Annotated in this window: 23 protein-coding genes and 1 pseudogene; 11 read left to right on the top strand and 13 right to left on the bottom strand. The window is 71.5% G+C overall.

Translation table 11 applies throughout. From position 1 onward, the window contains the following. Positions 1 to 176 precede the first annotated feature (176 nt). The 3 genes from ACZ7JA_RS13415 to ACZ7JA_RS13405 form a co-directional block, all read right to left on the bottom strand. Positions 177 to 1,910, bottom strand: coding sequence for a SpoIIE family protein phosphatase (locus tag ACZ7JA_RS13415; RefSeq protein ID WP_351663297.1), 1,734 nt, complete (start codon positions 1,908 to 1,910; stop codon positions 177 to 179). Positions 1,911 to 2,095: 185 nt separating this feature from the next. Then, on the bottom strand, positions 2,096 to 2,929 hold the full coding sequence (locus ACZ7JA_RS13410) for a hypothetical protein (RefSeq protein ID WP_470808118.1): 834 nt from the start codon (positions 2,927 to 2,929) through the stop codon (positions 2,096 to 2,098). Between the two features lie 102 nt (positions 2,930 to 3,031). Continuing rightward, the gene (locus ACZ7JA_RS13405; RefSeq protein WP_470808117.1) at positions 3,032 to 4,075 is read right to left on the bottom strand and encodes a GlxA family transcriptional regulator; all 1,044 of its coding nucleotides are present in this window, start codon (positions 4,073 to 4,075) and stop codon (positions 3,032 to 3,034) included. A gap of 130 nt (positions 4,076 to 4,205) precedes the next feature. Between ACZ7JA_RS13405 and ACZ7JA_RS13400 the strand changes: the two genes are divergently transcribed. Continuing rightward, positions 4,206 to 5,129: an NADP-dependent oxidoreductase gene (locus ACZ7JA_RS13400; protein WP_351663708.1), complete on the top strand. Its 924-nt coding sequence runs from the start codon at positions 4,206 to 4,208 to the stop codon at positions 5,127 to 5,129. A gap of 48 nt (positions 5,130 to 5,177) precedes the next feature. On the opposite strand, the pseudogene ACZ7JA_RS13395 reads toward ACZ7JA_RS13400, so the two are convergent. Continuing rightward, positions 5,178 to 5,272, bottom strand: a pseudogene (locus ACZ7JA_RS13395). A 452-nt stretch (positions 5,273 to 5,724) separates the two neighbouring features. On the opposite strand from ACZ7JA_RS13395, the gene ACZ7JA_RS13390 reads away from it, so the two are divergent. Both ACZ7JA_RS13390 and ACZ7JA_RS13385 read left to right on the top strand, forming a co-directional pair. Then, positions 5,725 to 6,246, top strand: coding sequence for a transglycosylase SLT domain-containing protein (locus ACZ7JA_RS13390; RefSeq protein ID WP_351663306.1), 522 nt, complete (start codon positions 5,725 to 5,727; stop codon positions 6,244 to 6,246). A 156-nt stretch (positions 6,247 to 6,402) separates the two neighbouring features. Continuing rightward, complete coding sequence (locus ACZ7JA_RS13385) at positions 6,403 to 6,786, top strand: VOC family protein (protein WP_351663309.1); 384 nt, start codon at positions 6,403 to 6,405, stop codon at positions 6,784 to 6,786. A 51-nt stretch (positions 6,787 to 6,837) separates the two neighbouring features. On the opposite strand, the gene ACZ7JA_RS13380 is transcribed toward ACZ7JA_RS13385, so the two are convergent. From ACZ7JA_RS13380 to ACZ7JA_RS13365, 4 genes are all read right to left on the bottom strand, one after another. After that, positions 6,838 to 7,686: a maleylpyruvate isomerase family mycothiol-dependent enzyme gene (locus ACZ7JA_RS13380; protein ID WP_389447547.1), complete on the bottom strand. Its 849-nt coding sequence runs from the start codon at positions 7,684 to 7,686 to the stop codon at positions 6,838 to 6,840. A gap of 120 nt (positions 7,687 to 7,806) precedes the next feature. After that, positions 7,807 to 8,847 (bottom strand): vWA domain-containing protein, encoded by a 1,041-nt coding sequence (locus ACZ7JA_RS13375; RefSeq protein ID WP_351663314.1) that lies wholly within the window; start codon positions 8,845 to 8,847, stop codon positions 7,807 to 7,809. A 120-nt stretch (positions 8,848 to 8,967) separates the two neighbouring features. Next, on the bottom strand, positions 8,968 to 9,375 hold the full coding sequence (locus tag ACZ7JA_RS13370) for a thiol-disulfide oxidoreductase DCC family protein (RefSeq protein ID WP_389297675.1): 408 nt from the start codon (positions 9,373 to 9,375) through the stop codon (positions 8,968 to 8,970). 73 nt (positions 9,376 to 9,448) lie between these two features. After that, the gene (locus tag ACZ7JA_RS13365; RefSeq protein WP_351663319.1) at positions 9,449 to 9,694 is read right to left on the bottom strand and encodes a DUF5133 domain-containing protein; all 246 of its coding nucleotides are present in this window, start codon (positions 9,692 to 9,694) and stop codon (positions 9,449 to 9,451) included. Between the two features lie 398 nt (positions 9,695 to 10,092). On the opposite strand from ACZ7JA_RS13365, the gene ACZ7JA_RS13360 reads away from it, so the two are divergent. Further along, the gene (locus ACZ7JA_RS13360) at positions 10,093 to 11,031 is read left to right on the top strand and encodes a L,D-transpeptidase (RefSeq protein ID WP_351663710.1); all 939 of its coding nucleotides are present in this window, start codon (positions 10,093 to 10,095) and stop codon (positions 11,029 to 11,031) included. A 145-nt stretch (positions 11,032 to 11,176) separates the two neighbouring features. On the opposite strand, the gene ACZ7JA_RS13355 is transcribed toward ACZ7JA_RS13360, so the two are convergent. After that, on the bottom strand, positions 11,177 to 11,455 hold the full coding sequence (locus ACZ7JA_RS13355) for a GlsB/YeaQ/YmgE family stress response membrane protein (protein WP_351663322.1): 279 nt from the start codon (positions 11,453 to 11,455) through the stop codon (positions 11,177 to 11,179). 329 nt (positions 11,456 to 11,784) lie between these two features. Between ACZ7JA_RS13355 and ACZ7JA_RS13350 the strand changes: the two genes are divergently transcribed. After that, positions 11,785 to 12,090, top strand: a complete 306-nt coding sequence (locus ACZ7JA_RS13350) for an STAS domain-containing protein (protein ID WP_389297678.1) — start codon at positions 11,785 to 11,787, stop codon at positions 12,088 to 12,090. Positions 12,091 to 12,155: 65 nt separating this feature from the next. On the opposite strand, the gene ACZ7JA_RS13345 is transcribed toward ACZ7JA_RS13350, so the two are convergent. Then, positions 12,156 to 12,701 (bottom strand): hypothetical protein, encoded by a 546-nt coding sequence (locus ACZ7JA_RS13345; RefSeq protein ID WP_351663328.1) that lies wholly within the window; start codon positions 12,699 to 12,701, stop codon positions 12,156 to 12,158. A 141-nt stretch (positions 12,702 to 12,842) separates the two neighbouring features. On the opposite strand from ACZ7JA_RS13345, the gene ku reads away from it, so the two are divergent. Beyond that, positions 12,843 to 13,766 carry a non-homologous end joining protein Ku gene (gene ku, locus ACZ7JA_RS13340; RefSeq protein WP_351663331.1) on the top strand — a complete coding sequence of 308 codons (924 nt, stop codon included), beginning with the start codon at positions 12,843 to 12,845 and terminating at the stop codon, positions 13,764 to 13,766. Positions 13,767 to 13,989: 223 nt separating this feature from the next. After that, positions 13,990 to 14,586 (top strand): DUF488 domain-containing protein, encoded by a 597-nt coding sequence (locus ACZ7JA_RS13335; protein WP_389447542.1) that lies wholly within the window; start codon positions 13,990 to 13,992, stop codon positions 14,584 to 14,586. Between the two features lie 101 nt (positions 14,587 to 14,687). On the opposite strand, the gene ACZ7JA_RS13330 is transcribed toward ACZ7JA_RS13335, so the two are convergent. Both ACZ7JA_RS13330 and ACZ7JA_RS13325 read right to left on the bottom strand, forming a co-directional pair. Beyond that, positions 14,688 to 15,215 carry an STM3941 family protein gene (locus ACZ7JA_RS13330; RefSeq protein WP_389297685.1) on the bottom strand — a complete coding sequence of 176 codons (528 nt, stop codon included), beginning with the start codon at positions 15,213 to 15,215 and terminating at the stop codon, positions 14,688 to 14,690. Positions 15,216 to 15,406: 191 nt separating this feature from the next. Beyond that, entirely contained in the window at positions 15,407 to 15,727 is a 321-nt protein-coding gene (locus ACZ7JA_RS13325) for a UBP-type zinc finger domain-containing protein (protein WP_470808116.1), read from the bottom strand. A 215-nt stretch (positions 15,728 to 15,942) separates the two neighbouring features. Between ACZ7JA_RS13325 and ACZ7JA_RS13320 the strand changes: the two genes are divergently transcribed. After that, positions 15,943 to 16,950 carry a YihY/virulence factor BrkB family protein gene (locus ACZ7JA_RS13320; RefSeq protein ID WP_470808115.1) on the top strand — a complete coding sequence of 336 codons (1,008 nt, stop codon included), beginning with the start codon at positions 15,943 to 15,945 and terminating at the stop codon, positions 16,948 to 16,950. A gap of 64 nt (positions 16,951 to 17,014) precedes the next feature. Here ACZ7JA_RS13320 and ACZ7JA_RS13315 read toward each other — a convergent pair whose 3' ends face one another. Then, positions 17,015 to 20,203 carry a TIM-barrel domain-containing protein gene (locus ACZ7JA_RS13315; protein ID WP_470808528.1) on the bottom strand — a complete coding sequence of 1,063 codons (3,189 nt, stop codon included), beginning with the start codon at positions 20,201 to 20,203 and terminating at the stop codon, positions 17,015 to 17,017. Positions 20,204 to 20,550: 347 nt separating this feature from the next. Between ACZ7JA_RS13315 and ACZ7JA_RS13310 the strand changes: the two genes are divergently transcribed. The 3 genes from ACZ7JA_RS13310 to ACZ7JA_RS13300 all read left to right on the top strand — a co-directional run bounded on the left by ACZ7JA_RS13310 (position 20,551) and on the right by ACZ7JA_RS13300 (position 24,860). Next, positions 20,551 to 20,841: a hypothetical protein gene (locus ACZ7JA_RS13310; RefSeq protein WP_389297690.1), complete on the top strand. Its 291-nt coding sequence runs from the start codon at positions 20,551 to 20,553 to the stop codon at positions 20,839 to 20,841. Positions 20,842 to 21,318: 477 nt separating this feature from the next. Then, the gene (locus ACZ7JA_RS13305) at positions 21,319 to 22,146 is read left to right on the top strand and encodes an FAD binding domain-containing protein (protein WP_389297691.1); all 828 of its coding nucleotides are present in this window, start codon (positions 21,319 to 21,321) and stop codon (positions 22,144 to 22,146) included. Next, positions 22,143 to 24,860, top strand: a complete 2,718-nt coding sequence (locus ACZ7JA_RS13300; protein ID WP_470808114.1) for a molybdopterin-dependent oxidoreductase — start codon at positions 22,143 to 22,145, stop codon at positions 24,858 to 24,860. The genes ACZ7JA_RS13305 and ACZ7JA_RS13300 overlap by 4 nt, the downstream gene beginning before the upstream one ends. The last annotated feature ends 2 nt before the right edge of the window (positions 24,861 to 24,862 follow it).

Below are 24,862 nucleotides of genomic sequence, written 5' to 3'. Positions count from 1 at the left end.
GCGGGGTGGCGGCGCGGGGAGCGCCCGGCGGGGCGGTACCTCGATCCGGCTGGTGACCCGGCGTCCTCCCCGGCCCGCGTGCGCGCCCCGCCCGCACGGTACGCGGCGGGCGCCGCGCCGGCGGTCTCGGGGTGCGCCTCGGCGGCGGCACGGCCGCGGACCCGTGCGACCCGCGGCTACGGGTTGCTGCCGCCGGGACCCGGCGGGGTGCGCAGGGCAAGGAGGGCGACGTCGTCGAGGCCCGGCGGGCGCACCCGCCGCAGGAGCTGATCGGTGAACGAGGTCAGCGAGCGGTGGGCCAGGGCCGCGGCGTGCTGGCGCAGCTCGCCCAGACCCTCGTCGAGGGTTCGGCCGGGCGCCTCGATGAGGCCGTCGGTGTAGAGCAGCAGGGTGCTGTCCGGGGGCAGCGTGATCGTGGCGTCGGGCCGCTTCGCCCCGGTTCCGGTGCCGAGCAGGATGCCGTGCCCGTCGGTCAGGAACTCGGTCAGGCCGTCGTGCGTGATGAGCAGCGGCGGAGGGTGTCCGGCGTTCGTCCAGGACAGCTCCCACCGGCCGTCCTCGGCGAGTGTCAGCCGGGCGAAGATCAGCGTGGCCATCGCGACGTCGGTGATGGGCATGATGGCCTCGTCGAGCCGGTCGACGATCCTGCTGGGCGGCTTCTGCTGGGACCAGGCGTAGGCGCGGAGCATGTTGCGCAGCTGGGCCATGCCGGCCGCGGCCTCCAGGTCGTGGCCCACGACGTCGCCGATCGCCAGCGCCGTGGCGCCGTCGGAGAGGGCGAAGGCGTCGTACCAGTCCCCGCCGACCTGCGAGGCGTCGGGGGCGGGCAGATAGCGCACCGTCATCTGCAGACCGGGCACGCGCGGCATCTGGGGCAGCAGATGGTTCTGCATCGTCTCGGCGATCGCGCGCTGCCGCTGGTAGAGGCGCGCGTTGTCCAAGGCGAGGCCGGCGCGGCGGCCGATGTCCTCCAGCAGGGTGAGGTCGGCGACGGTGAAGTCGTCCGGCTGCGCGGCGCGGCCCAGCGTCAGGGCGCCCAGGACGTCCCGGGTACTGCGGATGGGCGCGATGGCGGCGGAGCGGATGCCGGTGGCGTCGAACAGGTGGCGCTGTTCCACCGCGATGCCGGAGTCCGGGGCGACGTGGTACGTCTCCGGCCCGGCGAGGGTGGAGGCGACGCCCCGCAGCGCCCTGGACAGGGGCATGGGGGACGACTCCGGTACCGGCGGCATCGGTCCCTGCAGCTCCGTGTGATGGATCAGCGTGCCCCCGTCGGCCTGGACCACGGCGGTGCGCCACACCTCGTCGCGCTCGGTGATCAGGTCGATGACGGCCCAGTCCGCCAGTCGGGGCAGGACCAGGCCCAGCAGCCGGCGCAGCGCCTCGTCCACGTCGAGGGTCGAGGTCAGCTGGGTGGTGGTCTCGGCGAGGAGAGCCAGTCGCTCCAGGTCGGTGAGCGTTTCGGACGCCTGTTCGGGGTGGGTGTCGGCCAGGTGCGTGCTCTCGAGCGGGTGGAACACCACCAGGGTGCCGCTCGCGTCGTCCCCGATGTCGTACGGGGTGATCATCCAGGAGATGGCCAGCAGGCTGCCGTCGGCGTGGGCGAAGTAGTCGATGGGGCCGTGTGCCGGGTCTCCGGAGTGGAAGGCCTCCCGCATGCCGCACTGCGCGGCGGGCAGCCGCTGTCCCTGTGGGCCGCGGTGCAGCAGGTCATGGGCGTCCTGGCCGATCATCTCCTGGGCGCTCCGGCCGAGCAGGTGCAAGGCGCGGGGGTTGACGGCGACGATACGGCCCTGCTCGTCGACGGCGTACGCGCCGGCGCCTATGGCCTCCAGGGCGCGGGTCAGCCGGGAGGAAGTCGCCGTCCGGAACCGCTCATGGCGGGTTTCCGTGCTCTCCGGCCGCCCCATGTCTCTCGCCTCCAGCTCGTCGGGTCGTCGGCCTCGTGTCGCTCCTGGACGCGTGTGCGAGGCTTCTGCCTGTCTCTTGTACCCCGTGTGCCCCGCTGATGATGGGAAACCGGCCACGTATCCGGATCCCGACGCTCAGCGGCCGGTGGCCGCAGGGCGGCGGACCACCACCCGGAGCGGTCCGGTCAGGGGCGCTCGCGGAGCTGGAGGAGGCCGCCGACGGAGAAGCACAGGGCTCCGGTGAGCGTGCCCCAGTCGGCGATGTCGGCGTTGACGAGGCCGCCGGTGGCGGGACGGGTGAAGGCGGCGAGGGCGGAGACCATGAACAGCACCGAGCCGAGCTGGTTCACGGCGACGATCCACCAGCCGAGGCTGCGGGTCCGGACGCACGGCAGGCCCCGGTGGCAGATCTCGGTGAAGCCCAGGTGCCCGGAGACCAGGAAGAGCACGCAGCCGATCACGTCGGGCGTCCAGACCAGCCGGTTGATCTGCTGGACGCTGAGACCCCGCAGGAAGGAGTCGATCAGGTTGACGGCGAACACGAGGGTGCCGGCGAAGAGGACGAACGCGCCCAGCCAGTCCACCCGCATCGGCTCGTAGCTCCACCAGCGCCAGCGGGGTGTCACCAGCCGGCCCTCGGCGTGCACCGGCGCGTTGACCACCTGGAGCAGGGACACATAGCCGCCGGTGTTGAAGAACAGACCACCGGCGAAGTAGACGGAGGCGCACTCGCGGGCGCCGGCGCCGGAGAGGGAGACGCCCGCGCCCGCCGCGAAGAGGGCTCCGCCGATGACGAAGGCGGTCGCCGCGACGGCGTTCAGCCTGCGCAGCCGGCCGACGGACACGGCGTCCGCCGAGGCCTGACGGCTCGGCACGGCGCCGGGCGGCCGGACGGCGACGGTTCCGCGCCGCCGTGCGGTCCGGGACTCCCACACCACGCTCTCGCCGCCGGGACGGCGCCAGGTCCGCCTGGTGACGAACGGTCCCGCACCCTCGGCACGCTGCTCCGGCTGCCCCACGCGTCGAGGTTAGACGGCACGCTGCCCGGGGCCGCGCGCGAAACGCCGTCCCGCCGGGCCCGCCGGGTGCGAGCGCCCCGGCTGCCGCACGGTCCGTCCGCCTCACAGCGCCCCGGCGAGGTCGTTGGGGCTGAAGGCGCGACGGTACGCCGCGGGGGAGACCCCGAACGTCGTGCGCATGTGCGCGCGCAGGGAGTTCGCGGAACCGAAGCCGGCCCGGTGCGCGACCAGGTCGATGGAGAGGTCCGTGGTCTCCAGCAACTGCTTGGCAAGTTCGAGGCGTTGAGCGGTCAGCCACTGCACCGGGGTCATGCCGACCTCGTCGCGGAACCGCCGGGTGAAGGTGCGCAGGCTCATCCGGGCGTGCTCGGCGAGCTGCAGGAGGGACAGCGGCTCGCCGAGGCGCTCCAGCGCCCACGCGCGGGTGGCGGTGGTGCTGGCGACGGTGGGTTCGGGGACCGGGCGGTCGATGTACTGGGCCTGTCCGCCGTCCCGCCACGGCGGTACGACGCACATCCGGGCGGCCCGGTTGGCCAGGGCGGCGCCGTGGTCGCGGCGGATCAGGTGCAGGCACAGGTCCACGCCGGCGGCCACGCCCGCCGAGGTCAGCACGTCGCCGTCGTCGACGAACAGCACCTCCTCGTCCACCTTGACCTTCGGGTAGGCGCGGCGGAACTCCGGCGCCAGGTTCCAGTGGGTGGTGGCCGGCCGGCCGTCGAGCAGCCCGGCCGCGGCCAGTACGTAGGAGCCGGAGCAGATCGACACCAGCCGGGTGCCCGGCCGGATGCCGGCGATGGCCGCCGTCACCTCGGGGGGCAGCGGGCCGCCGCGGCCCAGCTCGGGCATGGCGTGCGTGGGCGGGACGATCACGGTGTCCGCGGCGGCCAGCGCCTCCGGCCCGGCCGCGGGCTGCACGGTGAATCCGGCGTCGCTGAGCACCGGCGCACCGTCGGCGGTGCAGACGGTGACGTCGTAGAGCGGGCGGCCCTCGGCGTCCTCCACGCTGCCGAACACACGGGAGGGAATGCCCAGTTCGAAGGGCGGGACGCCCGGCAGGGCCAGTACGGCGATCCGGTGCCGAGGAGGCGACGCGGCCACCACCCGGTCGGGTGTCGCCGACGTCCCGCATGCGCGCGTTCCACTCATGGCCAGATCCTGTCACATAGTGGCCTGACGGCCAACACCATGGTGGTCCCGTCTCCCGGATCGTGGACCGTGTCGCGCCGGGGAGGTCCCGGTGACGTGCGGATTCGAGACGGAAGACGAGGCAGTGAGCATGCGTGCGGTGGTCGTGGAGCAGTGGGGCGGACCCGAGAACCTGGTCCAGCGTGAGGTCGAGCGCCCCGAGCCGGGACTGAACGAGGTGCTGGTGCGGGTGCACGCGGCCGGAGTGAACCCGGTGGACTGGAAGACCCGCGCCGGCGGGGCCCTCATCGGCTGGGGCGCCGTTCCCGCCGTGGGCTGGGACGTGTCCGGCACGGTCGAGGCCGTCGGACCGGGTGTGGGGATGTGGCGCCCCGGGGACGAGGTCTTCGGGATGCCGCTGTTCCCGCGCCAGGCGGGGGCCTACGCCGATTACGTGGTGGCGCCGGCCCGGCACTTCGCCGCCAAGCCGGCCGGCCTCACGCACGTGGAGGCGGCCGCCCTGCCGCTGGCCGCGCTGACGGCCTGGCAGGCCCTGGTGGACACGGCGAACGTGCGCCCGGGGGAGCGGGTGCTGGTGCACGCGGCGGGCGGCGGCGTCGGTCACTTCGCGGTGCAGATCGCCAAGGCCCGCGGCGCGTACGTCATCGGCACCGCCGGCGCCGGCAAGCACGGCCTGGTGCGCTCGCTGGGCGCGGACGAGGTGATCGACTACCGCGCGGTGCGGTTCGAGGACGCGGTGAGCGACGTCGACGTGGTGCTCGACGGACTGGGCGGGGAGACCGCCGAGCGCTCGGTGAAGGTGCTCCGGGCGGGCGGCCGGCTGATCACCCTGCCCGGTCCCGACGACGTGCCCGCGACCCATGACGGGGTCCGCGCGGTCTGGATGCTGGTGGAACCCGACCCCCTGGGCCTGCGCGAGATCGCCGCTCTGGTTGAGCGGGGCGCCCTGAAGCCCGTGGTGGACACGGTCCTGCCGCTGGCGGACGCCGCGAAGGCGCACGAGATCGGCGAGCTGGGCCGGACCGCGGGGAAGATCGTCCTCACGGTGGTCTGATCCCGGCCCCGCATGCCGGGCCGGGGGGGGGAGGGGCGTTCCCTGTTGCGGAGAGGACAGGATTCGAACCTGCGTGGACCCCCGCGGGGGTCCGACCATGAGCGTGCTCGCGGTCCCCGATCAACCACTCCGGGCACCTCTCCTCGTTCCCGGCCCGGTGTCCCGGCCCGTTCACGAGAACAACATTGGCAGGACCCCCTGACGGGGCGCTGATCCGCCTCTGACGGCGTCGGCGCGGGCCCCGCAGGACGTGGTGCGGAGCGCCGATCGGGGCGAAAAGGGGTGACACGGCCCATAGGAGCCATGTCACGTCCTATGCGGGATCGTAGAAGCGGTCCATGGTGAGCGGGGCCTCCACGCGGCGAGAAGTCCGATATGCGCCAGAGCTACGCCGTTGGGTAGTAGGTCACACTCTTGCATGGTTTCGGCGGGCCGCTAAACATGTTGGTCGTTGCCCCGCGAGCCGTGGGGTCGACCGGGCGATCACCACCAGGCCTTCCCGCCGCCTCATGCGGCACAGGCCGTGGTTGTCGAAGCCCGCATCGTGACCGGCACCCGGCCGGCGCCTTTCAGACGTCCCAGGAGTCCCTTTCACATGACCGCGATCACCGCCACCCGCCGCTTTGCCCGCCTGCGCACTCTCGCTCTGACCGGCATAGCCACGACCGGCGCCGCGACCGTGGCCCTCACCCTCATGCCGGCCTCCGCCCAGGCCGCCGAGGCTTCGCAGACCGCCCACAGCGCCTCGGCTCCGTCCCGCGACAGCCACGCCGACTCCAAGGGGTCCACCGGCAGCGCCGGCAACCTCGACGGCTGGATCAAGCAGTCGCTCGCCATCATGAAGGACAAGGGCATCCCGGGCAGCTACGACGGCCTGCACCGCAACATCATGCGGGAGTCCAGCGGCAACCCCAACGCCCAGAACAACTGGGACGTCAACGCCCAGAACGGCATCCCGTCCAAGGGTCTGCTCCAGGTGATCGACCCCACCTTCAAGGCCTACCACGTCGACGGCACCTCCAACAGCATCACCGACCCGGTCGCGAACATCACCGCCGCCGCCAACTACGCCGCGCACCGCTACGGTTCCATCGACAACGTCAACTCCGCGTACTGAGCACCGCCCACGGGCCCAGCCGCCCGGCAACCGGTGTGAAGTCGTCGATCGCCCGGCGGCGCCGCCGAGTTGCCCGACCGGGCGCGACACCTGCCGCGGACGGCGCCGGACCGAACACCGGCGCCGCGGCCAGGTGATCCACCTACACTGACGGGCATGGCATGCCGCATCAGTGAACTGGTCCTCGACGCCGCGGATCCCGAGCGGCTCGCCGCGTTCTGGAGCGAGGTCCTCGGCTACGTCGAACTCGGCCGGGAGGACGACGGAAGCATCGAGATCGGTCCGCCCGGCGCCGGCTTCGGCGGCCCGCAGCCCACCCTCGTCATCAGCCCCAGCGACGACCCGCGAAGCGGGAAACTGCCGCTGCACATCGACGTGAGCGCCACCGACCGCGACCAGGACGCGGAGTTGGAGCGGTTGCTCGCCCTCGGCGCCCGGGCCGCCGACGTCGGTCAGACCGGCAGCGAGAGCTGGCACGTCCTGGCCGACCCGGAGGGCAACGAGTTCTGCCTCCTGCGCGCACGGATCCAGCCCGTCTGACCCCGTGGGTCCGCGGCCCGCGCAGGTCCGGACCCGGATGCGGCGGACCGCTCAGGGCGCGGTGAACAACGTGGGGAAGCGGGGGCCGAGCCAGGGCCGGCGGCCCCAGGCGAGGACCTGTCCCCGGGCGATGGCACGCCACGGATCGAGCCGGCCGAGCGCGATGAGCAGGAAGGCCACCGGGTCGAGCCGGATGGTGCAGTCCACATCCCGCAGGTCCGATCCGGGCGACACCCGCACGACGCCGTCGGCCAGCGACACACCGAACGTCTCACCGCCCCGCAGACGGATCCGGTAACGGGCGTCGAGCCCGGCCGTGGCCCCGGGATCGGCGACACGGGGCATGACCGAGAGCATGAACGGCATGCACAGGCCCACGCGTGCCGCATCGACCATGTGCGGGCGCTTCAACGCGCGAGCCAGGTCGTACCCATGGCCGAGCATGTGCGTGAGCAGGTACGAGGCGAGCACGGACCGGTTCATGAGGCCCAGCGGCGTGGCCGGCGCCTGACCGTCCGCCGTCGAGCGCGCCAGGGCGTCAAGGAACCTCTCGCACTGATCGGTGATCATCGTCGCGAGCGGCTCCGCCCGGCGCTCCGTGAAGACGGCCAGGGACTCCGCGTTGGCGGCGGCGAGACTCTGCGGCGTGCCGTCTCCGTAGGGCCTCTCCCGCCCGGCCGCCAGATCGGCCATCAGCTCGTTCGCCACCGCCAGGTGCGCGGCGACCTCACCGACGGTCCACTCCGATCCCGGCACGGCGAGCGCCGTGTCGCCGGCGCTCCGGACCAGCAGGGCTATCTCCTCGGCGGTGCCCCGGATCGCCTGCTCCAGCCCCTCGGGCAAGGTCCACGACCCGTCCTGCCGTTCCGTCCCGTGCACGCCGCTCGCTCCACTCCACATTCACCGCGCACACCAGACGTGCCGACGGAGCTGGTACCCAACCAGACCTGACGGCGCACGACAAGCCCCCGCCCGCCCCTGCCGCGCGCCGGTCCGATGGCAGTGCTCACCCGGAGGGGGTCAGAGCATCAGCAGCAGCCGGGTGTTCGGTACGAGCTTGCGGTTGACGCTGGTGCTCTGCACGAAGATCGTGTAGTCGTCGTTGTGGTCCGGCTTGACGCGCACCTCCACGTCCGGCAGGCCGAGCAGGGCCCGGGCCTCGGGCCCGGTGTAGACCCGGTCCGTCTTCTTCTCCAGCACCGCGATCTGCTTCTGCGCCTGGATCTTCTCCGACTTGCTCAGCTGGTAGAAGGCGCCACCGGTGCGGTACTCGTGCCCGCACTCGACGACCCACTCGCGGATGCCCGCGTGCCGGGCCACCGGTATCAGCTGGTACTCCGACGGCTTCACGGGGGTGAGGCCGGCCGCCTTGATCGTCTTCTTGTTGACCGCCTGGGCGCCCGTGGAGAACACCGCCCGCGACCCCCGGATGCCCTGGGAGCGGCCCACCATGAAGTTCTCGGTGGCCTGCTGGATGACCTGCCCGGCCTCCTCCAGGCCCTGTGTGCTCGTGGCGTCCCAGATGGCGATGTTGTCCTTCGGGAAACCGCACTGCATGGCCTCGCGCTTGCCCATCTGGTCCGGCACGAGGACGGCCAGCGTCCAGTTGTCCTGCTGCGTCCGCATCATCTCGGCCACGGCCTCGACCAGTTCACGCGGCTCCCTGGAAGGGGCGTCCGGGCAGCGGTGGCTCGCGTTCTCCTGCCCGTCCGTGAGAACGAACGTCAGGAAGCTGTGGTCGCCGTACAGTTGCGCCGTCCGGGCCAGTTCGCGCTGCGACTTCAGTGCGGCCGCCAGCAGGGCCGTCATCCCGCCGACCCGGTACAACTGCTTGAGCGACGGCATCCGGAGCACGTCCTTGTCGTAGATGACGCACTCCACCTTGTCCGCGAAGACGTACACCGTCACACGCGTTTCCTGGTCCAGCTCCCTCGACCGGCGGGCGAGGTAGGCGATCTGCTGGTCGGCGACGTCGACGACCTTGCGGCTCAGGTGGGACATGGAAGAACTGGCGTCCAGCACAAGGGCGACGTGGTTGATGTAGTTCTGGTTTCCGGACATGACGGCTCCCCCTCTTTCCGACTCGGTGCCCCTACCGTCTCACCCGCCACTGACAATCGGACCTGACGCCCATAGGGGACGAATCCGCCTTTCAGTGAGTGCGCGCGGAGGGCCGCCGTGTCATCGGGAGCGGCGTCGGAGGCGGGTCGCCGGCGGGCCGGCGGGGAGGGCGCAGGCCGGCGTGCCGCCGGGCAGTCGATGACGGTTGCGGGCGATGGCGCGATAGACGCCGTGGGCGATCCAGCGGGCCGGCGCCAGCTGCAGCGCCGCCCCCATGACGGGCCAGCCGCCGGGCGCGCTGGCCAGCATTTTGGCGACCGCCTGTGCGCCGCCGTACACCGTTCCGTCCGGGGTGACCCACAGGGCCTCGTACTCGGCCCGCTCCCGGGTCACGCCCAGCGCCTCCAGGTCGGCCCACTGGCCGGCCGTGACGTCGCAGCGCGGCCCGATCCATCTCTGCACGAGGGTCACCGAGGTCGTGCAGAAGCCGCAGTCGCCGTCGTAGACCAGCACAGGTCGCGTTCGCATGACTTCCATGATGCGCGCATCCGTGCCGTCCGACCCGGTGTCCGGTTCCGGCGGCGTCCGCGGGACGGGCGGTTCAGGCGGCCAGGGACTGGACCGCCCTCTTGTGCCGGCCGCGGTCCGCGCGCAACCGGTCGAGGAGCGCGTCGGCGGCGGCGAGGGCCTCCTCCACCGACCGGGTGCCGGTGAGGGCGCACAGTGTGGTGGAGGTTTCCTCCAGTTCCCGGCTCGAGTGGCCGGTGGGCTGCAGGTCGTGGCGGAAGCGCGCGTCGGCGAAGCGAGCCAGTACCGCACGCAGTTCCTTCTCCGCAGGCAACAGCACAGCGACAACCTCTTTCGACAGACGGGCCGTCACCCGGGGCCCGTGACAACGTGGGCGCACACCCGCAGGGGTGGCGGCGCCACTGGAAGGACATGGATCCGTCCTCCGGGTTCGTGTGCCCCCGAAGGATCACCGTATGCACTACTCCTGGCACAGCCTGTCGACGACACCCCCACCGGGCCGGCCGGGCGTAGTGGGCCCATGTGATGAGCTGCCCGATACTCCAGCGGTGTCGTGCCCCGAGTTTTGGCAGACGCTTTACGCGATACACGCAACTGAGGCCCGCGCCCGCACTGTCTGACAGGGCGTTGGGCCTTCCAGGGCCGAATGGAGAGAGAGTGGGGCACGTCGTGGGACGGGGCAAGGGCGGCATAGGGATCGCGGTCGTCACGGGCGCGATGCTGATGGGCGTGAGCGCCTGTGGCGGAATCGGCAGTGACAAGGCCGGCGGGGACGACGCGAAGGCTCCCGGCAAGCGGAGTGTGAGCGCCTCTCCGTCACCGGCCAAGCCCAAGGGGCCGCCGATGCTGCTGGAGACGATCACTCCGCAGACGGGGGCCACGGTCGGCGTGGCCATGCCCATCTCGGTGGTCTTCACCAACCCGGTGGCGCAGAAGGCGCGGGCCGCGGTGGAGAAGCACATGAAGGTGAGCGCCTCGCAGCCGGTGACCGGCGCCTGGCACTGGTTCGGCGACAGGCGCGCCGACTGGCGGCCCAAGACGTACTGGCCGTCCGGCACCAAGGTGAAGATCGACGCCGACATGCAGGGCGTCAGCAACGGCAACGGCCGCTACGGCGTGCACGGCTACACGCACACCTTCACGGTCGGCGACGATGTGCGCGCGGACGTGTCGGTGACCGGTCACACCATGAAGGTGACCAGGAACGGCAAGCCGGTGCGCACCCTGTCGATCAACGCGGGCAGCCCCCAGTACCCGACCTGGAACGGCACCATGGCCGTCATCGACAAGCAGGAGAAGGTCCACATGACCTCCTGCAGCGTCGGCATCAGCTGTGACAAGGGCAGTCCCAACTACTACGACCTGACGCTGCCGTGGGACGTCCACCTCACCCAGTCGGGCACGTACGTGCACTACTCGACCGGCGACCCCAACCCGGGCAGCGGCAGCGCGCGCGGCTCGCACGGCTGCGTCCACCTGTCGATGTCGGACGCCAAGTGGTTCTACGGCCAGGTCAAGCAGGGCGACCCGGTCACCATCACCGGTTCGAGCCGGGCCAAGGCCCCGGCCGACAACGGCTACGCCGACTTCAACCTGGCTTGGGACCAGTGGCTCGCGGCCAGCGGGTCCGGCGAGGGGACGACCGCGGCCCTGTGACACACCGCGGATGAGGGCCGGGGCCAGTAGCCGTCGGCGGCGGAACGCCCCGCCCTCACCGCCCCTTTGGGGCACGGCGCCGAAAAGCGAATCGGCTCCCTCCCGGGTGGGAGGGAGCCGATTCGCGGTGCCCGGCCGTGCGGTGTCACGCGTGACGGTGCGAGCGCCGGTTGCCGGTGACGAGGCGGTAGAGCACGAGCAGGATGAGGGATCCGACGATCGCCGCGATCCAGGTGGAGAGGTCGAAGAAGCCGTCGATCGAGTCGACTCCGAAGATGACCTTGCCGAGCCAGCCGCCGAGCAGACCGCCGACGATGCCGATGAGCATCGTGACGATGATGCCGCCCGGGTCCTTGCCCGGCATCAGCGCCTTGGCGATGGCGCCGGCGAGCAGGCCGATGATGATCCACGCGATGATGCCCATGTACGTCTCCGCTTCGTCTCATAAAGAACTTGTTAGCTCCTCGTGTGTTCCGTCTGCGCCCGAACAAACGTCCCTGATTCCGGATCCTGGGTGTGACGGGGCGACGGGGGGCCTCCCGGAGCGCGCGTGGATGTGACACCCTGCAGGGAGAGCCAGCCTGGTCTGGTGGGAGACCCCGCGCCGCCGTGTGGTGACCGAACACGAGTGGCCGAAGGACGGTGCGGGTGGTCTCGCTCGGCTGTGAGCGGCACATGCCGCGCGCTTGACGGCCAACTTCCGAGAGTGGGAGCCGACCGTGATGGGCTTTGATCCCGAACGGTGGTTTCACCATGCCGTCTTTCGCAGTGCACGTCAGCGATCAGCGCAACCGCATCATGATCAGCGTGGCGGGCGAACTGGACTTCGACACCTGCCCGCGGATCACCCAGGTCACCGACGATGTGAGCCTCGGTGACCGCACCCTCTGCCTCGACATGGCCGGGGTGTCCTTCATGGACGCCAGCGGCCTGACCCTGTTGCAGAGTCTGAACCGGAACACCGAGGCGCAGGGCGGGACGCTGGAACTGTCCGGCCTGCAGGAGCAGCCGCGCCGCATCCTGGAACTCATCGCCACCGACGCACCCGGGGTCACCTGACCGCCGGCCCCGGTTGTCACGGCCGAGCCCGTGACACCGGGGGCCGTGTCGCCCGGCCCCCGGCCTCAGTCCTCCGGCTCCTCGTCCTCGCCGGCCGTGTCCCCGATGGCGACCCGCAGATCGTGCATGCCCTGCATGGTGTCGATGAGGGCTTCCTCCGCCCCGCTCAGGGCCTGTCTGGTCCCCTCGACGTCGCCCCGGTCGGCGTGCAACTGGGCGCTGAGGGTGTACAGGGCCGTCATCGCGGCCGCGAAGGACGCCTCCCGGCCCGGAGGCGTTTCGTCGGCCTCGGACTCCGAGACCTGGATGGCGGTGCGCTGCAGCCGGTTCGTCAGGATGTTGACCGCCAGGCCGGGATCGTGGCCCAGCTGCTCCGCCCAGCCGAGCATCGTGTCGAGGACGTCCTCGATCTCCTCCTCCTCGGACAGACGCGTAGCGGCGGTGATCTCCCACTCCGCCTTGGCCAGCAGATGGCCCAGCAACCGCAGGCGATCGGGTTCCTGCGGCTCCTCGCGCCGTGCCGCTGGATCCGCCGTCGGTTCGGCTCCCAGAGCACTCAACGCCGCATTGATCTGTTCGGCACTCACCGGACGCTCGCTCTTCATGCTCACGCTCTCAGCTTCACCCCTCGAAGGCGTCGTCGCCCGCCCACGCACCCGGTGGGAGCACTCCCGGCCGGCCCCCGGTGGGGTGCGGACCGCATACGGCGTCCCTACGCTGGTGGTGCTGGGGGCTACTGCGGAGGTGTGGGCATGCCCCGAACCATCTGGTCCGGTGCCATCTCGTTCGGTCTCGTCACCGTGCCGATCAACGTGGTCAGCGCGACGGAGGACCACTCGATCAGGTTCCACCAGTTCCACACCACGGACATGGGACGGGTCCGCTACCGCAAGATCTGCGAGCTGGAGGACCGGGAGGTCTCCCAGGACGAGATCGGCAAGGGCTACGAGCTGACGAAGACGCAGGTCATCCCCATCACCGAAGAGGATCTGCGCAATCTTCCGCTGCCGACGGCCAAGGCCATCGAGATCGACGCCTTCGTACCGCTCGCCTCCATCGACCCGATCCGGATCGGCGAGGGCTACTACCTCCAGCCGGCCGGGAAGGTCGCGGCCAAGCCGTACAAGCTGCTCGTCCAGGCGCTGGGCCGGTCGGCGAAGGTGGCGGTCGCGAAGTACGCGTGGTCCGGTCGTGAGCGGCTCGGCCTGCTCCGGGTGAAGGGCGACGTCCTGGTGCTCCATGCCATGCGCTGGCCCGACGAGATCCGTTCCCCGCAGGAGCTGCTGCCACCGCCGGTGGAGGTGTCGGACGAGGAGATCGAGGGCGCGCTCGCGCTGATGGAGACCATGAGCCGCGAGGACCTCGAGGGGGAGGAGTTCCAGGACCGCTACACCGAGGCCATGGCCCGGATCATCGAGGCGAAGCGGGAGGAGAAGCCGCTGCCCGAGGCGCCGGAGCCGGAAGCACCGGCCCAGGTGCTCGACCTGATGGCGGCGCTGAGCGAGTCGGTGGAGAAGGCGAAGGCCTCCCGCGGCGAGGAAGCCGGCCCCGCCGAGGTGCACCGGCTGCCCAAGCCCAAGAAGACACCGGCCGCCAAGAAGCAGCCGGCCAAGAAGACCCCGACGAAGAAGGCGGCCGCGAAGAAGACGTCCTCCCGGCGGCCGCGAAGCGCGTAGCCGACCGTTTCCGCCGGACGGCCGGGTGAGGCCACCCCTCGTCGAACACCTGCCCCACCGTCGACCCGCGTGCCCCTCCGGACGCCGCTTGCGACGCAGCCCGCCGCGGGGCGGGGGAGTCACAAGGCCGGCGCCGCCCGGCCGGGGTACTCGGGGGACCCGGGAGGCGCGGGCTCGGGCGACCACGTCCCGAGCGTGCCGGCGCGGGCGAACGGCGTGAGCGATGGGTGACGGAGACACGGACCCCGGTGCCGGGCCTTCGAGGCCCGGGCCGGAGCTGATCACGTTCGGTCATAGCACGGCGGACCGGACCACGCTCGCCGACCTCCTCCGGCACGCCGGGGTCGCCTCCGTGGTGGACGTCAGGACCGCTCCAGGCAGCCGCCGGAATCCCGACCTGGCACGGCAGCGGCTGGCGGAGTGGATGCCCGAGGCGGACATCGCCTACCGGTGGGAGCAGCGGCTGGGCGGATGGCGCAGGCCCGCCCCCGACTCGCCCGACACCGTCTGGCGCAACGAGTCGTTCCGCGGCTACGCCGCCCACACCCGCAGCCCCGAGTTCGTCACGGCGATGGACGCGCTCATGCGTCAGGCCGGCGAGACGCGGACCGCGGTGATGTGCAGCGAGGCCGTGTGGTGGCGCTGTCACCGGCGTCTGATCGCCGACTTCGCCGTGCTGGCCCGCGGCGCCCGCGTCCTCCATCTGATGCACGACGGCCGCCTCACCCCGCACACCCCCACGAAGGGCGTGCGCCTCCGGGACGACGGCCTCCTCGTCTACGACGACGGCGCGCCCGCGGCGGGAGCGACACTCTTCTGACCCGGATGAACGCAGCAGCCGGGGCCGCCTCGCCGGCGTCCTCGTCCGGATCCGGCGCCGAGCGAGGACACCGGATCAGCCGGTCTTTCCGGCGGGCGCGCTCACCGCTGAACCACGAGTCCGGGGCAGTGACGCCGCATCGCGTCGAGAACCTCCTCGGGCGGCACCGGCAGGGTGTTCGTGGCCATGTTGGCCGGACCGAAGCCCAGTCGTGCGTTCATGGACGCGGTTCTGCGGACGAGCCTGGGTGCTCGGGCCAGATAGGCGTCCGGAGCACGCAGCACCAGCTCGATGAACCGTTGCGTGGTGTGCCGTACCCGCTGCTCGCGTATCCGCACGGCGGCTATCTCGTCCCAGCCGAACCGGCCCAGCGTCACGTGTTCCAGTCCCGCGTCGTCCAGCACCAGCTCCGGACGGCCGCGGAGCAGGCGCCGGCCGATGAGCACCGAGCAGAATCCGAAGAAGACCACGGCCAGTGCCCCCGCCACCGTCATCCTCACGGTGCTGTGGGCGACCAGGAGGACAGTGCCCAGGGTGACGAAGAGCAGAGAGCCGGCCAGCATGGCCCACACGCGCCCCTTGGCGAGCGGGTAGACCGTCGGGGGCAGGGGGACGCCTTTTCTGATCACGGGCCGAGACGATAGGACCAGACCCTCGTCGGCGGAAGCCTTTTCGCGGCCCGCGAGACATGCTCCAGGCGCGCCGGACGGTCACGCCGCCGATCAGGCTCACCCTTACATCGGTCTTCCGCGGCTCTCCTGCGCTGTCCTTCGTCATGGCAAGTACCGTACGGACAGCAGCACTTGGACCCCCAGTGTCGTCAGGGGCGGCTCCCCGCGGGCTGCAGGTACACCTCGTCGACGTAGCACCAGGCCCATTCCTCGCCCGGTTCCATGGAGCGTACGAGCGGGTGCCCGGTCGATTCGTGGTGAGCGGTGGCGTGGGCGCCCGGCGAACTGTCGCTGCATCCCGTGTGCCCGCAGCTCAGACAGAACCGCAGGTGCCCTCCGCCCTGCCCCCGGGCCTCGCACTCCAGGCACACCCCGCTCCGGGGCACCGGCGACGGGCCGGCATCCGGCACATGCGCACAGGTGCGACCCTCCGGACGGCCACCGTCCGGTCGCACCACCCAGCCGGTCATGAGCTCCCCATTCGCCGCTGATCGCTGTCGCGTCCGTCGTACCTGCTTCGCACGCGGACGGGGAACCGGATGCGCCCAGGGTCCCGCCCGGGGCGCCCATCGCCGTCGAGCCGCGTCGAGCGCCTGAGCGGTGTGGGATCGCGTGGGCGGGGGCACAGGATTGCTGCGGCGTCTCGCCCGAAGTACGGAGACCCGCCCGAGGTATGGGAGGGCACATGGACGTGCTGGCCCGGCTGGACCGATATCAGCGACGGCACCGGTGGGCGGGCATGCCGCTCGCGGTCGTGTACAAGTTCTTCGACGACCAGGCCACCTACCTCGCCGCGCTGCTGACCTACTACGGCTTCGTCTCCCTGTTCCCGCTGCTGCTGCTCCTGGTCGCCATCCTCAGCGGCGCCCTGCACGGCAACCCGCAGCTGCAGCACTCCGTGCTCCACTCCGCGCTCGGTGAGTTCCCCGTCATCGGCGACCAGCTCGGTCAGAACGTCCACTCGTTCCACGGCAGCGGAGCCGCGCTCGCGGTGGGCGTGATCGGCAGCGTCTACGGCGCCCTGGGGGTGGCCCAGGCGGTGCAGCACGCCCTGAACAAGATCTTCGCCGTGCCGAGGCACGCCCGCCCCGACCCCCTGCGCTCACGGGCCAGGGGCCTGGGCTTTCTGCTGCTGCTCGCGGTCGGCCTCGGCCTGACGACGGCCCTGTCGGCCGCGGAGTCCGCCGCCGGCATCTTCGGGACCAGCCTCGCGGTCGGTCTCCGGGTGGCCGTCGGCGCCGCGGGAGTCGCCGTCAACGCCGGGCTCCTGCTGCTGAGCTACCGGATCATGACCCGCCGCCGGCCCACGCTCCGCCTGATGTACGGCCCCGCGCTGGGAGCCGCGTGCGCCTGGCAGGTGCTGCAGTGGGGCGGCTCCTACTACGTCGGCCATGTGCTCCGGGGCGCCACGGCGACGTACGGGATGTTCGGCATCGTGCTCGGCCTGCTCGCCTGGGTCTACCTCGCCTCCGTGGTCTACCTCGCCACGGCCGAGGTCATCGCGGTGCGCTCCCTGCGGCTGTGGCCGCGCAGCCTGCTCACGCCGTTCACCGACCACGTCCACCTCGCCCGGGGTGACGTGCGCGCCTACCGCTCGTACGCGAACGCCGAGGCCTTCAAGGGCTTCGAGAAGGTCTCCGTCCGCTTCGGCGAGCCCCCGCCGCCCGCCATGGGCGACAAGGGACCGCCTTGACGCGCGAGCGCCCACACGGCCCCGAAGGCCGTGTGGGCGCCGCCGTGGCCCTCCGTCCCGCGCCCTACTGGTACGTGACGGTGACGGGGGTGCGCACGCTGTGCCGCGGAAGGGTGACGGTCAGCGTCCCGGTCTCACCGTCCCAGCGGTACGCGTCGGGGGAGAGCCTCGCCCCGTCGGCGGCCACCCTGGCCGGCGCCTCACCCCCCAGGAACCTCAGGGTCCACCGGCGCTTCCCGGTCTGGCCCGGATACGACCCTTTCACCGGACTGATCGACACGGTGTGACGCGATCCGGTCTCCCGGTACCGGATCCTCGTCGTGGCGCTCCTCGGCTCAGCGGTGCCGTCGTCCTCGTAGAGGCGGTACGCGCCCGACGCACCGGCGGAGACGGTCAGCGTGACATCGGTCAGGGCCTCGCGGTCGTCGTGCGCGACGTCGTGCGTGCGCGTGGGCAGGATGCCGCCGGCCCTGACGAACACCGGCATCGAGTCGAGACCGGTGGTGATGTCCTGGGTGGTTCCGCCGGCGTAGGACTTCCCGGTGAAGTAGTCGGTCCACCGGCCGGGCGGGAACCACACGGAGGTGGTGGCGGAGTCACCCGGCGTGGTCACCGGGGCGACCAGTACGTCGGAGCCGTAGAAGTACTCGCTGTCCGCGACGTCGTACGCCCGCGGCTCGTCCGGGTACTCGAGATAGGCGGGACGGACGATCGGCACGCCGGTGCGGTGCGCCTCCTCGGCGAGTGAGTAGGTGTAGGGCACGAGGTTCTCGCGCAGGTTGAGGAACTTGTCGGCCGACCGGCGGGCCGCCGTGCCGTACTGCCAGGGCAGCCGGTCGCTGTGATTGCTGTGCAGGCGGTCGATCGGCTGGAACGCGCCGAACTGAACCCAGCGTGCGTACAGGTCGTCGGGCAGCTTGTACGTGGTGCGGAGCCTGCCGCCGTCCGTGTACGTCTCCGAACCGGTCAGCCCCGTCGTGTCGTTGTGGCCGCCGATGTCGTGGGTGATGGCGGCCATCCCGGTCGCGGCGGACTCGCCCGGCGTGTAGCCGACCTCCTGCCTCAGCACACCCCACGTGGAGGACGTGTCGCCGGTGAAGTGGACGGTCGTGCGCTTGTCCGCCCACGGACCGGTCGGCAGGGCCTGCTGACCGCTGTACCCGCCGGCCTGCAGTGAGCCGTAGGCCCGGGAGAGGACGAAGCCCCGGCCGGGGACGGCGGCGGCGTACTGCTGGTTGATCCACGCGTCCGGGGTCACGCCGGGCAGCGAGGACTGCGAGGCGTCGCAGCACCAGTCCAGCCACCAGAAGTCGTTGCCCTGCCGGTCCATCGTGCGGTGCAGGTCCAGGTACGCCCTGAGCTGGTCGGGATCGCCGAAGTCGAAGGTGTAGCAGTTGTCCTGGACGCTCGCGCCCCCGGCGCAGCCTCCCTTCGACAGCCTGCCCTTGGCCGTGGCCTGCGCCTGGGCGAACTGGGGGTCGGAGGCGAGGATGCTGGGGTGCACGTTGAGCGTGTTGTGCAGCCCCTGCGACGCCGACCAGTCGAAGAAACCCTGGGGATCGGGGAACTTGGCGGGGTCCATCTCCCAGCCGCTCCAGCTGTTCACGGCCTTGAAGTCCGTGTCGGTGACCAGGACGTCCAGCGGAACGCCCTCGGACCGGAACGCCGGCAGGATCCTGTCCTCGTAGTCGGCCGCGGTGCGGTCGATGTACTCGGAGTACCAGACGCCGTAGGCCCACCGCGGCAGCAGTGCGGGCGGCCCGGTCAGCGCGGCCAGATCGGCCAGGGCCTGTTTGTAGTCGTGGCCGAAGCCGAAGACGTAGCCGTCCTGGTAGGGGGTTCCGCCGTGGCCGGGCCGCTGCGTGACCTTCCGCGCGGCGGTGTCGTACAGGGCCGACGAGGTGTCGTCCAGGAGGTACCAGCCGTCCTTGTTCAGCAGTCCGGGCGTGGTCACGACGGGAGAACCGCCGTTCACTCCGTCCAGGCCGCGGCGGTAGCCGCCGAGGGCGACATGCGGCGGGGGCGCGGCCGCCTCCGGGCGAGCCACGGAGACGGTGTCCGCGTTGACGTGACAGCTCGCGGCGTTCGGGCAGTTCAGGCTGATGTCGTTCGCGCCCGCCTTGAGGGCCACGGGTGCCGAGGCCGTCTGCCAGTCGTCCCAGTCCTTCGTCGCCGGGAACGTCAGCGTGCTGGTCGCGCCGCCCGCGCCGACGGTGGCGGTGCGGTCCTCGTGCCGGCCGTCGCCGCCCGTGCCGTTGGCGTACCGCACGCGCAGGGTGTAGACCCCGTCGGCGGGCACGCCGACCACATGGGTCGACAGGCTCGCCCCCTGGTTGAGTTCGGCGACGAAACCCGTGCCCGCGTATCCCGCGTGGTCCGTGGCGCTGACGGCCGTGCCGCCGATCCGCGAGCTCTCCGCCTCACAGCTCACACCGAAGCGGCAGTCGGGGACGGCGGTGGCGGAGACCGGGGGATAGGGGTCTCCGGGCCGTACGAGTGCCACGCTGTCCAGGTTGACGTCACCTGAGTCCGAGGCGGTCCGGGTCAGGGCCAGGGTGTGGTGTCCCGCGCCCAGTTGGAGGTTCTCGGTGACCAGGCCCCACGTGTCCCAGTCGGCCGTGGTCGGCAGGGTCACCGTCTGCCGCTCGCCGCCGTCCACGCTCAGGGTGAGCGTACGGGGCTCGGTACGGCCGTCCCCGCCACGGGAGTTGGCGTACCGCAGGCCGAGCTGGTAGCCGCCGGCGGTGCTGACATCGATGTCAGCGGACACCGAGCTGCCTGTGCCTTCGAAGCCCGCCGCGAATCCGGTTCCGGTGTGGCCGCGGTGGTCGGAGGCCACGGAGACGCCGCTGAGCTGCAGGGTCTCGGCCTCGCACAGGGCGCCGACCGCGCAGGTCAGGCGGTGCCACGGAGTCGCGGTGACCGGCGTGCCGCCCGCCGTTCGCTCGATGGAGAGGTTCTCGGCGTCGAACGGTCCGGAGCCGACCCGGTAGCGCAAAGACATCGCGCTCGTCCTGACGGTGAGCCAGCCGTCGGACGTGGTGGCGGTGTACGGCGCCGGTGTGAACCCGGCGCGGCCGATCGCGTTGAACGTCGGCTCGTCCGTGAACCTCCCGTCTCCCGCGTACTCGGTGCGGATCAGGGTCGGCGAGAGGATCTGGAAGCGGGCGTCCCCCGACGTGACGCTCGGAATACGAGCGTGCCCGCCCGCCCCCTTGCCCGCCGCTGCCGCACCGGTGTGGGCCAGTGCCATCGCGGCGGTCGTGAGGAGGGCGACCGCGCCTCCCACCAGCCGGTGCGCCGGTCCCGGCCGGCGGCGCCGAGTCCATGGTGCTGGCATACGCAACTCCGTTCTGCTGTCGGCCGGGTGGCTCAAGTAGCGCGAGCGTGCGGCGTGTTGAGGAGGAGCCGCCTGCTCTTTCAACGATGGAAATCACGCACCCAGCATGAGAGCACGCCGCCTCACGGGGTGTCCATAAGGAGGCGAGAGGCGGCTCGGGAGGCTCCTGAACACACGAAGGAGACGCGGGCCGTGCCGAGGTGAGCGGAAGAGGCGATCCGAAGGCGCTGAACGGCGTCCCACGGGGTACACGGGCCGGCATGGCATCCAGTACTGATCTCGTGTCCCTGCGGGCCGTGCGGCAGCTGCGCCGGGTTCGCGCCTTCTACGCGGTGGGCGTCCTCCTGTGGACCGCGTCCACCGCCTGGACGAGCTGGCAGTCTCCCGGGAGCCGGCAGATGTGGGTATCCGTCCTCCTCCTCGCCGTCTTCGCCGGCCTCCTGACCGCGACCACCCTGTGGCTCCAACGCCTCCAGGCCGCGAGCGCCCCGGCCCCCGCCCACCACGCCGCCCCACGAACGACAACCGGAGCCCGCCACGCACACGCCTGACGCACCCCCGACGGCTCGGTCGGGCGTCAGCACACGGCGCCCGGGCGCTCCGTGGTGTCTCGCGCTCTGATGGCCTGGTTCAGCCGATCCAGCAACCCGGACCTCCTTCCTCTTGCGGCACCAACCTAGGGAGGGCCAAGCCTGCCGCACCCGACGATCCGTGCCTGCTCCGGTCGGGTAGCAAAAGCCCTGCGGCACCCGTCGACGCCGTCGCGCAGGGAATGCGAGTGGGTGCACAGGGTTTCCGTGCCGGGGCCACCTCGAGCCCGCCACCGGGCCCATGGCCGTCTGCCGCGATAAAATGTGGCGAAAGCGCGCATGTCCACTGTCCGTGTCGGCCGGCCCTCCGCGGCACAGCCGCGACGAGCGGCCCGGTCCGGCGGCTCACGGCTGCTCGGCCGGCGTGAGAGCAGGGCCGGCGGGCGGCACAAGGACAGTCCTCGTCCCATAGTCCCGTTCTCCTGTGGGTCGGCCCTCATGGATCTCAACACCATCACCGAAGTGGTCCGGCGACCGTCCGAGCGGCCGGGCCTGGACTGGCAGGAGGGCGACGCCTGGCTCGCGGGCGGAACCTGGCTCTACTCCGTGGAGCAGCCCGACCTGCGGCGGCTGATCGATCTGACGGCGATGCGCTGGGAACCGCTCGTCCGGACGGACGAGGGCCTGGAGATCGGCGCCACCTGCACGATCCGCGACCTCTACGCCTTCTCCTGGCCGGTGGGCTGGACCGCCGGAATCCTCCTCCGGAAGAGCTGCGAGGCGTTCCTTTCCTCGTTCAAGGTCTGGAACACGGCCACCGTCGGCGGCAACATCTGCATGTCCCTGCCGGCCGGACCGATGATCACGCTCACGGTCGCGCTGGAGGCGCGGTACGAACTCTGGGCGCTCGACGGCTCCGTGCGGTTCGTCGACGCCCTCGACTTCGTCACGGGCGACCACCGCAACGTCCTCGCCCCGGGGGAGATCCTCAGGCGCGTCACCATCCCGGAGCACGCGCTGCGCAAACGCACCGCGCACCGCCGCTTCACACTGACGCGCCTGGGCCGCTCGACGGTGTTCCTCGTCGGCACCCAACGGCTCGGCGCGAGCGACCTGTTGCTCACCATCACCGCCGGCACCACGAGGCCGCTCCGCATCGCCTTCGACTCCCTCCCCGACGCCGGAACCGTGCGGCAGCGCATCGACGCCGTGCCGGCCGGCCTCTGGTACGCCGACCCCAACGGGACACCTGACCACCGCCGGCACCTGACCCGGCACTTCGCCGAGGAGATCTGCCGCGAACTCACGGCTGGGGACCTCGCATGAACTACTCCGTGAACGGCAAGGAATTCGGACAGGAACCCGCCCCCGGCCAGTGCCTGCGCACCTTCCTGCGCGAACTCGGCCACTTCGGGGTCAAGAAGGGGTGCGACGCGGGCGACTGCGGCGCCTGCACGGTGTGGCTGGACGGCTCACCGGTGCACAGCTGCATCACCCCCGCGTTCCGCGCGGACGGCCACGAGGTGACCACGATCGAAGGCCTCGGCCGGCCGGGCGCCCCGCACCCCATGCAACGGCAGTTCGAGAACGCCCCGGGGTTCCAGTGCGGTTTCTGCACCGCCGGGATGATCATGACGTCGGCGACCTTCACCGAAGAGCAGAAGGCGGACCTGCCACGGGCGTTGAAGGGCAACCTCTGCCGCTGCACCGGCTACCGGGCGATCGAGGACGCCGTGAAGGGCGTCGGCGCGGTGGAGACGGCGGCGCCCGGCAGGGCCGTCGGGACGAGCGTGGGCGCGCCCGCGGGCCACGACGTGGTGACGGGGCACGCCGAGTTCACCATGGACACCCGGATCGACGGCATGCTGCACCTCAAGGTGCTGCACTCACCTCACGCGCACGCCCGGATCCTGTCGGTCGACAAGAGCGCGGCCCTCGCGGTCCCCGGCGTGCACCGGGTCTACACCTGGCAGGACGCACCCCGCAGACGCTTCACCACGGCCATCCACACCGACCACCTGGTCGACCCGGACGACACCTACATCCTCGACGACACGGTCCGCTTCGCCGGGCAGCGCGTCGCCGCGGTCCTGGCCGACACGGTCGGGGCGGCCGAGGAGGGCTGCCGGCGTCTCGTGGTCGAGTACGAGCTCCTGCCGGCGGTGTTCGACCCCGAGGCGGCGATGGCCGACGGCGCACCCCAACTGCACGGCTCGGACGATCCGTTCGTCCGCGACCCCGTCCACAACATCCTGCTCGAACTCCACTCGCACATCGGCGACGTCGACGCCGGGTTCGCCGCGGCCGACGTGATCCACGAAGGCACGTACTTCTCACCACGCGTCCAGCACGCCCATCTGGAGACGCACGGATCGATCGCCTGGATGGACGACGGCCGCCTGAACGTCCGGACCAGTTCGCAGTCGCCGTCGATCGCGAAGGTCAAACTGGAGTACCTGTTCGCGCTGCGCCCGGATCAGCTCAGGGTGTTCTGCAAGCGCGTCGGCGGCGGGTTCGGCGGCAAGCAGGAGGTGATCGCCGAAGACCTCGTCGCCCTCGCCACCCTGGACACCGGGCGGCCCACCTGCCTCGAGTACACCCGCGAGGAGGAGTTCACCACGGCCTCGCCGCGCCATCCGATGACCCTGACGGTCAGACTCGGCGCCAAGTCCGACGGAACGCTCACCGCCCTCCAGGTGCGCAACGTGTCGAACACGGGCGCCTACGGCAATCACGGCGGTGAGACGGCGTACGCGGGCGGAGCCGCCGTGATGATCTACCGCTGCCCCAACAAGAAGTACGACGCGTACTCCGTCTACACCAACACCGTGCCGAGCGGCGCGCTGCGCGGCTACGGGATGACCCAGCCGGCGTTCGCCGTGGAGTCGGCGATGGACGAACTCGCCCGCGCGCTGCACCTCGACCCGCTCGAACTGCGCCGGCGCAACATCGTGCGGCCGGGGGAGCCCCTGGTCGCCATGGACGACGGCCCCGACGACGTGGTCTTCACCGAGGACGGCCTCGCCAAGTGCGTCGACCTGGTGGGCGAGGCCCTGGCCCGGACGGCCGACCGGCCGCCTCCCGGCCCCGAGTGGTTCGTCGGCACCGGAGTGGCGAGTTCGCTGCACGAGACGGCGCCCCCGACGGAGCACCTCTCCGAGGCCTGGGTCACCCTGGGCGACGACCTCGTCTACGAACTGGCCGTCGGCACGGTCGAGTTCGGGGAGGGAACCTCCACGGCACACGTCCAGATCGCGGCCCACCAACTGGGCACGACGCCGTCGCGCATCCGGCTGGTGCAGTCCGACACCGACCGCACCGGCTTCGACACCGGCGCCTTCGCCAGCGCGGGCCTCTTCGTGGCGGGCAACGCGGTCCTGCGGGCGGCCGGTGCCGTACGCGACCGCATCCTGGAGTTCGCCGCCGCGCACACCGGCGTCCACGTCGTGATGTGCACGATGGACGACGACGGTGTCGTCTGCGGGGACCGGCGCACCTCGCTGGCCGAACTGGTCGCGCTGGCCCGGGCGCGCGGCATCCGTTTCACCGCGGCACGCAAGGCGTACGGCTCGCCCCGGAGCGTCACCTCCAACACGCAGGGGTTCCGGGTCGCGGTGCACCGCGTCACGGGTGAGATTCGCGTCCTGGACAGCGTGCACGCGGCGGACGCCGGAGTGATCATCAACCCGGCGCAGGTCCGGGGCCAGATCGAGGGCGGTGTCGCCCAGGGACTGGGCTTCGCGCTGACCGAGAACCACCACATCGACGACAACGGCGTCATGGTCAACCCGAACCTGCGGAACTACCGCATCCCCACCTACGCCGACATCCCCCGCACCGAGGTCCTCCTGGTGGGCACGGCCGACTCGGTCGGGCCCATGCGGGCGAAGGGCATGGCGGAGTGCTGCATCAACCCGGTGGCCCCGGCGCTCGCGAACGCGTTGCACGACGCCACGGGCGTCCGCTACCGCGCGCTGCCGCTGACTCCGGAACGCGTCTACGGCCGGCTCCCCGCGGAGCAGTCGGTGTCGGCAGGCTGAGC

This window comes from Streptomyces sp. NPDC038135 (assembly GCF_055601245.1).
The sequence above is the reverse complement of the archived record's forward strand: the minus strand, read 5'-3'. Positions and strand labels throughout refer to the sequence as shown.

Excerpts from the sequence above, each read along its gene's own strand:
- ACZ7JA_RS13415 (WP_351663297.1), bottom strand. The coding sequence starts at position 1,910 with ATGGGGCGGCCGGAGAGCACGGAAACCCGCCATGAGCGGTTCCGGACG.
- ACZ7JA_RS13405 (WP_470808117.1), bottom strand. The coding sequence starts at position 4,075 with ATGAGTGGAACGCGCGCATGCGGGACGTCGGCGACACCCGACCGGGTG.
- ACZ7JA_RS13400 (WP_351663708.1), top strand. The coding sequence starts at position 4,206 with ATGCGTGCGGTGGTCGTGGAGCAGTGGGGCGGACCCGAGAACCTGGTC.
- ACZ7JA_RS13390 (WP_351663306.1), top strand. The coding sequence starts at position 5,725 with ATGACCGCGATCACCGCCACCCGCCGCTTTGCCCGCCTGCGCACTCTC.
- ACZ7JA_RS13385 (WP_351663309.1), top strand. The coding sequence starts at position 6,403 with ATGGCATGCCGCATCAGTGAACTGGTCCTCGACGCCGCGGATCCCGAG.
- ACZ7JA_RS13380 (WP_389447547.1), bottom strand. The coding sequence starts at position 7,686 with ATGTGGAGTGGAGCGAGCGGCGTGCACGGGACGGAACGGCAGGACGGG.
- ACZ7JA_RS13375 (WP_351663314.1), bottom strand. The coding sequence starts at position 8,847 with ATGTCCGGAAACCAGAACTACATCAACCACGTCGCCCTTGTGCTGGAC.
- ACZ7JA_RS13370 (WP_389297675.1), bottom strand. The coding sequence starts at position 9,375 with ATGCGAACGCGACCTGTGCTGGTCTACGACGGCGACTGCGGCTTCTGC.
- ACZ7JA_RS13360 (WP_351663710.1), top strand. The coding sequence starts at position 10,093 with ATGCTGATGGGCGTGAGCGCCTGTGGCGGAATCGGCAGTGACAAGGCC.
- ACZ7JA_RS13355 (WP_351663322.1), bottom strand. The coding sequence starts at position 11,455 with ATGGGCATCATCGCGTGGATCATCATCGGCCTGCTCGCCGGCGCCATC.
- ACZ7JA_RS13350 (WP_389297678.1), top strand. The coding sequence starts at position 11,785 with ATGCCGTCTTTCGCAGTGCACGTCAGCGATCAGCGCAACCGCATCATG.
- ku (WP_351663331.1), top strand. The coding sequence starts at position 12,843 with ATGCCCCGAACCATCTGGTCCGGTGCCATCTCGTTCGGTCTCGTCACC.
- ACZ7JA_RS13335 (WP_389447542.1), top strand. The coding sequence starts at position 13,990 with ATGGGTGACGGAGACACGGACCCCGGTGCCGGGCCTTCGAGGCCCGGG.
- ACZ7JA_RS13325 (WP_470808116.1), bottom strand. The coding sequence starts at position 15,727 with ATGACCGGCTGGGTGGTGCGACCGGACGGTGGCCGTCCGGAGGGTCGC.
- ACZ7JA_RS13320 (WP_470808115.1), top strand. The coding sequence starts at position 15,943 with ATGGACGTGCTGGCCCGGCTGGACCGATATCAGCGACGGCACCGGTGG.
- ACZ7JA_RS13315 (WP_470808528.1), bottom strand. The coding sequence starts at position 20,203 with ATGGCACTGGCCCACACCGGTGCGGCAGCGGCGGGCAAGGGGGCGGGC.
- ACZ7JA_RS13310 (WP_389297690.1), top strand. The coding sequence starts at position 20,551 with ATGGCATCCAGTACTGATCTCGTGTCCCTGCGGGCCGTGCGGCAGCTG.
- ACZ7JA_RS13305 (WP_389297691.1), top strand. The coding sequence starts at position 21,319 with ATGGATCTCAACACCATCACCGAAGTGGTCCGGCGACCGTCCGAGCGG.
- ACZ7JA_RS13300 (WP_470808114.1), top strand. The coding sequence starts at position 22,143 with ATGAACTACTCCGTGAACGGCAAGGAATTCGGACAGGAACCCGCCCCC.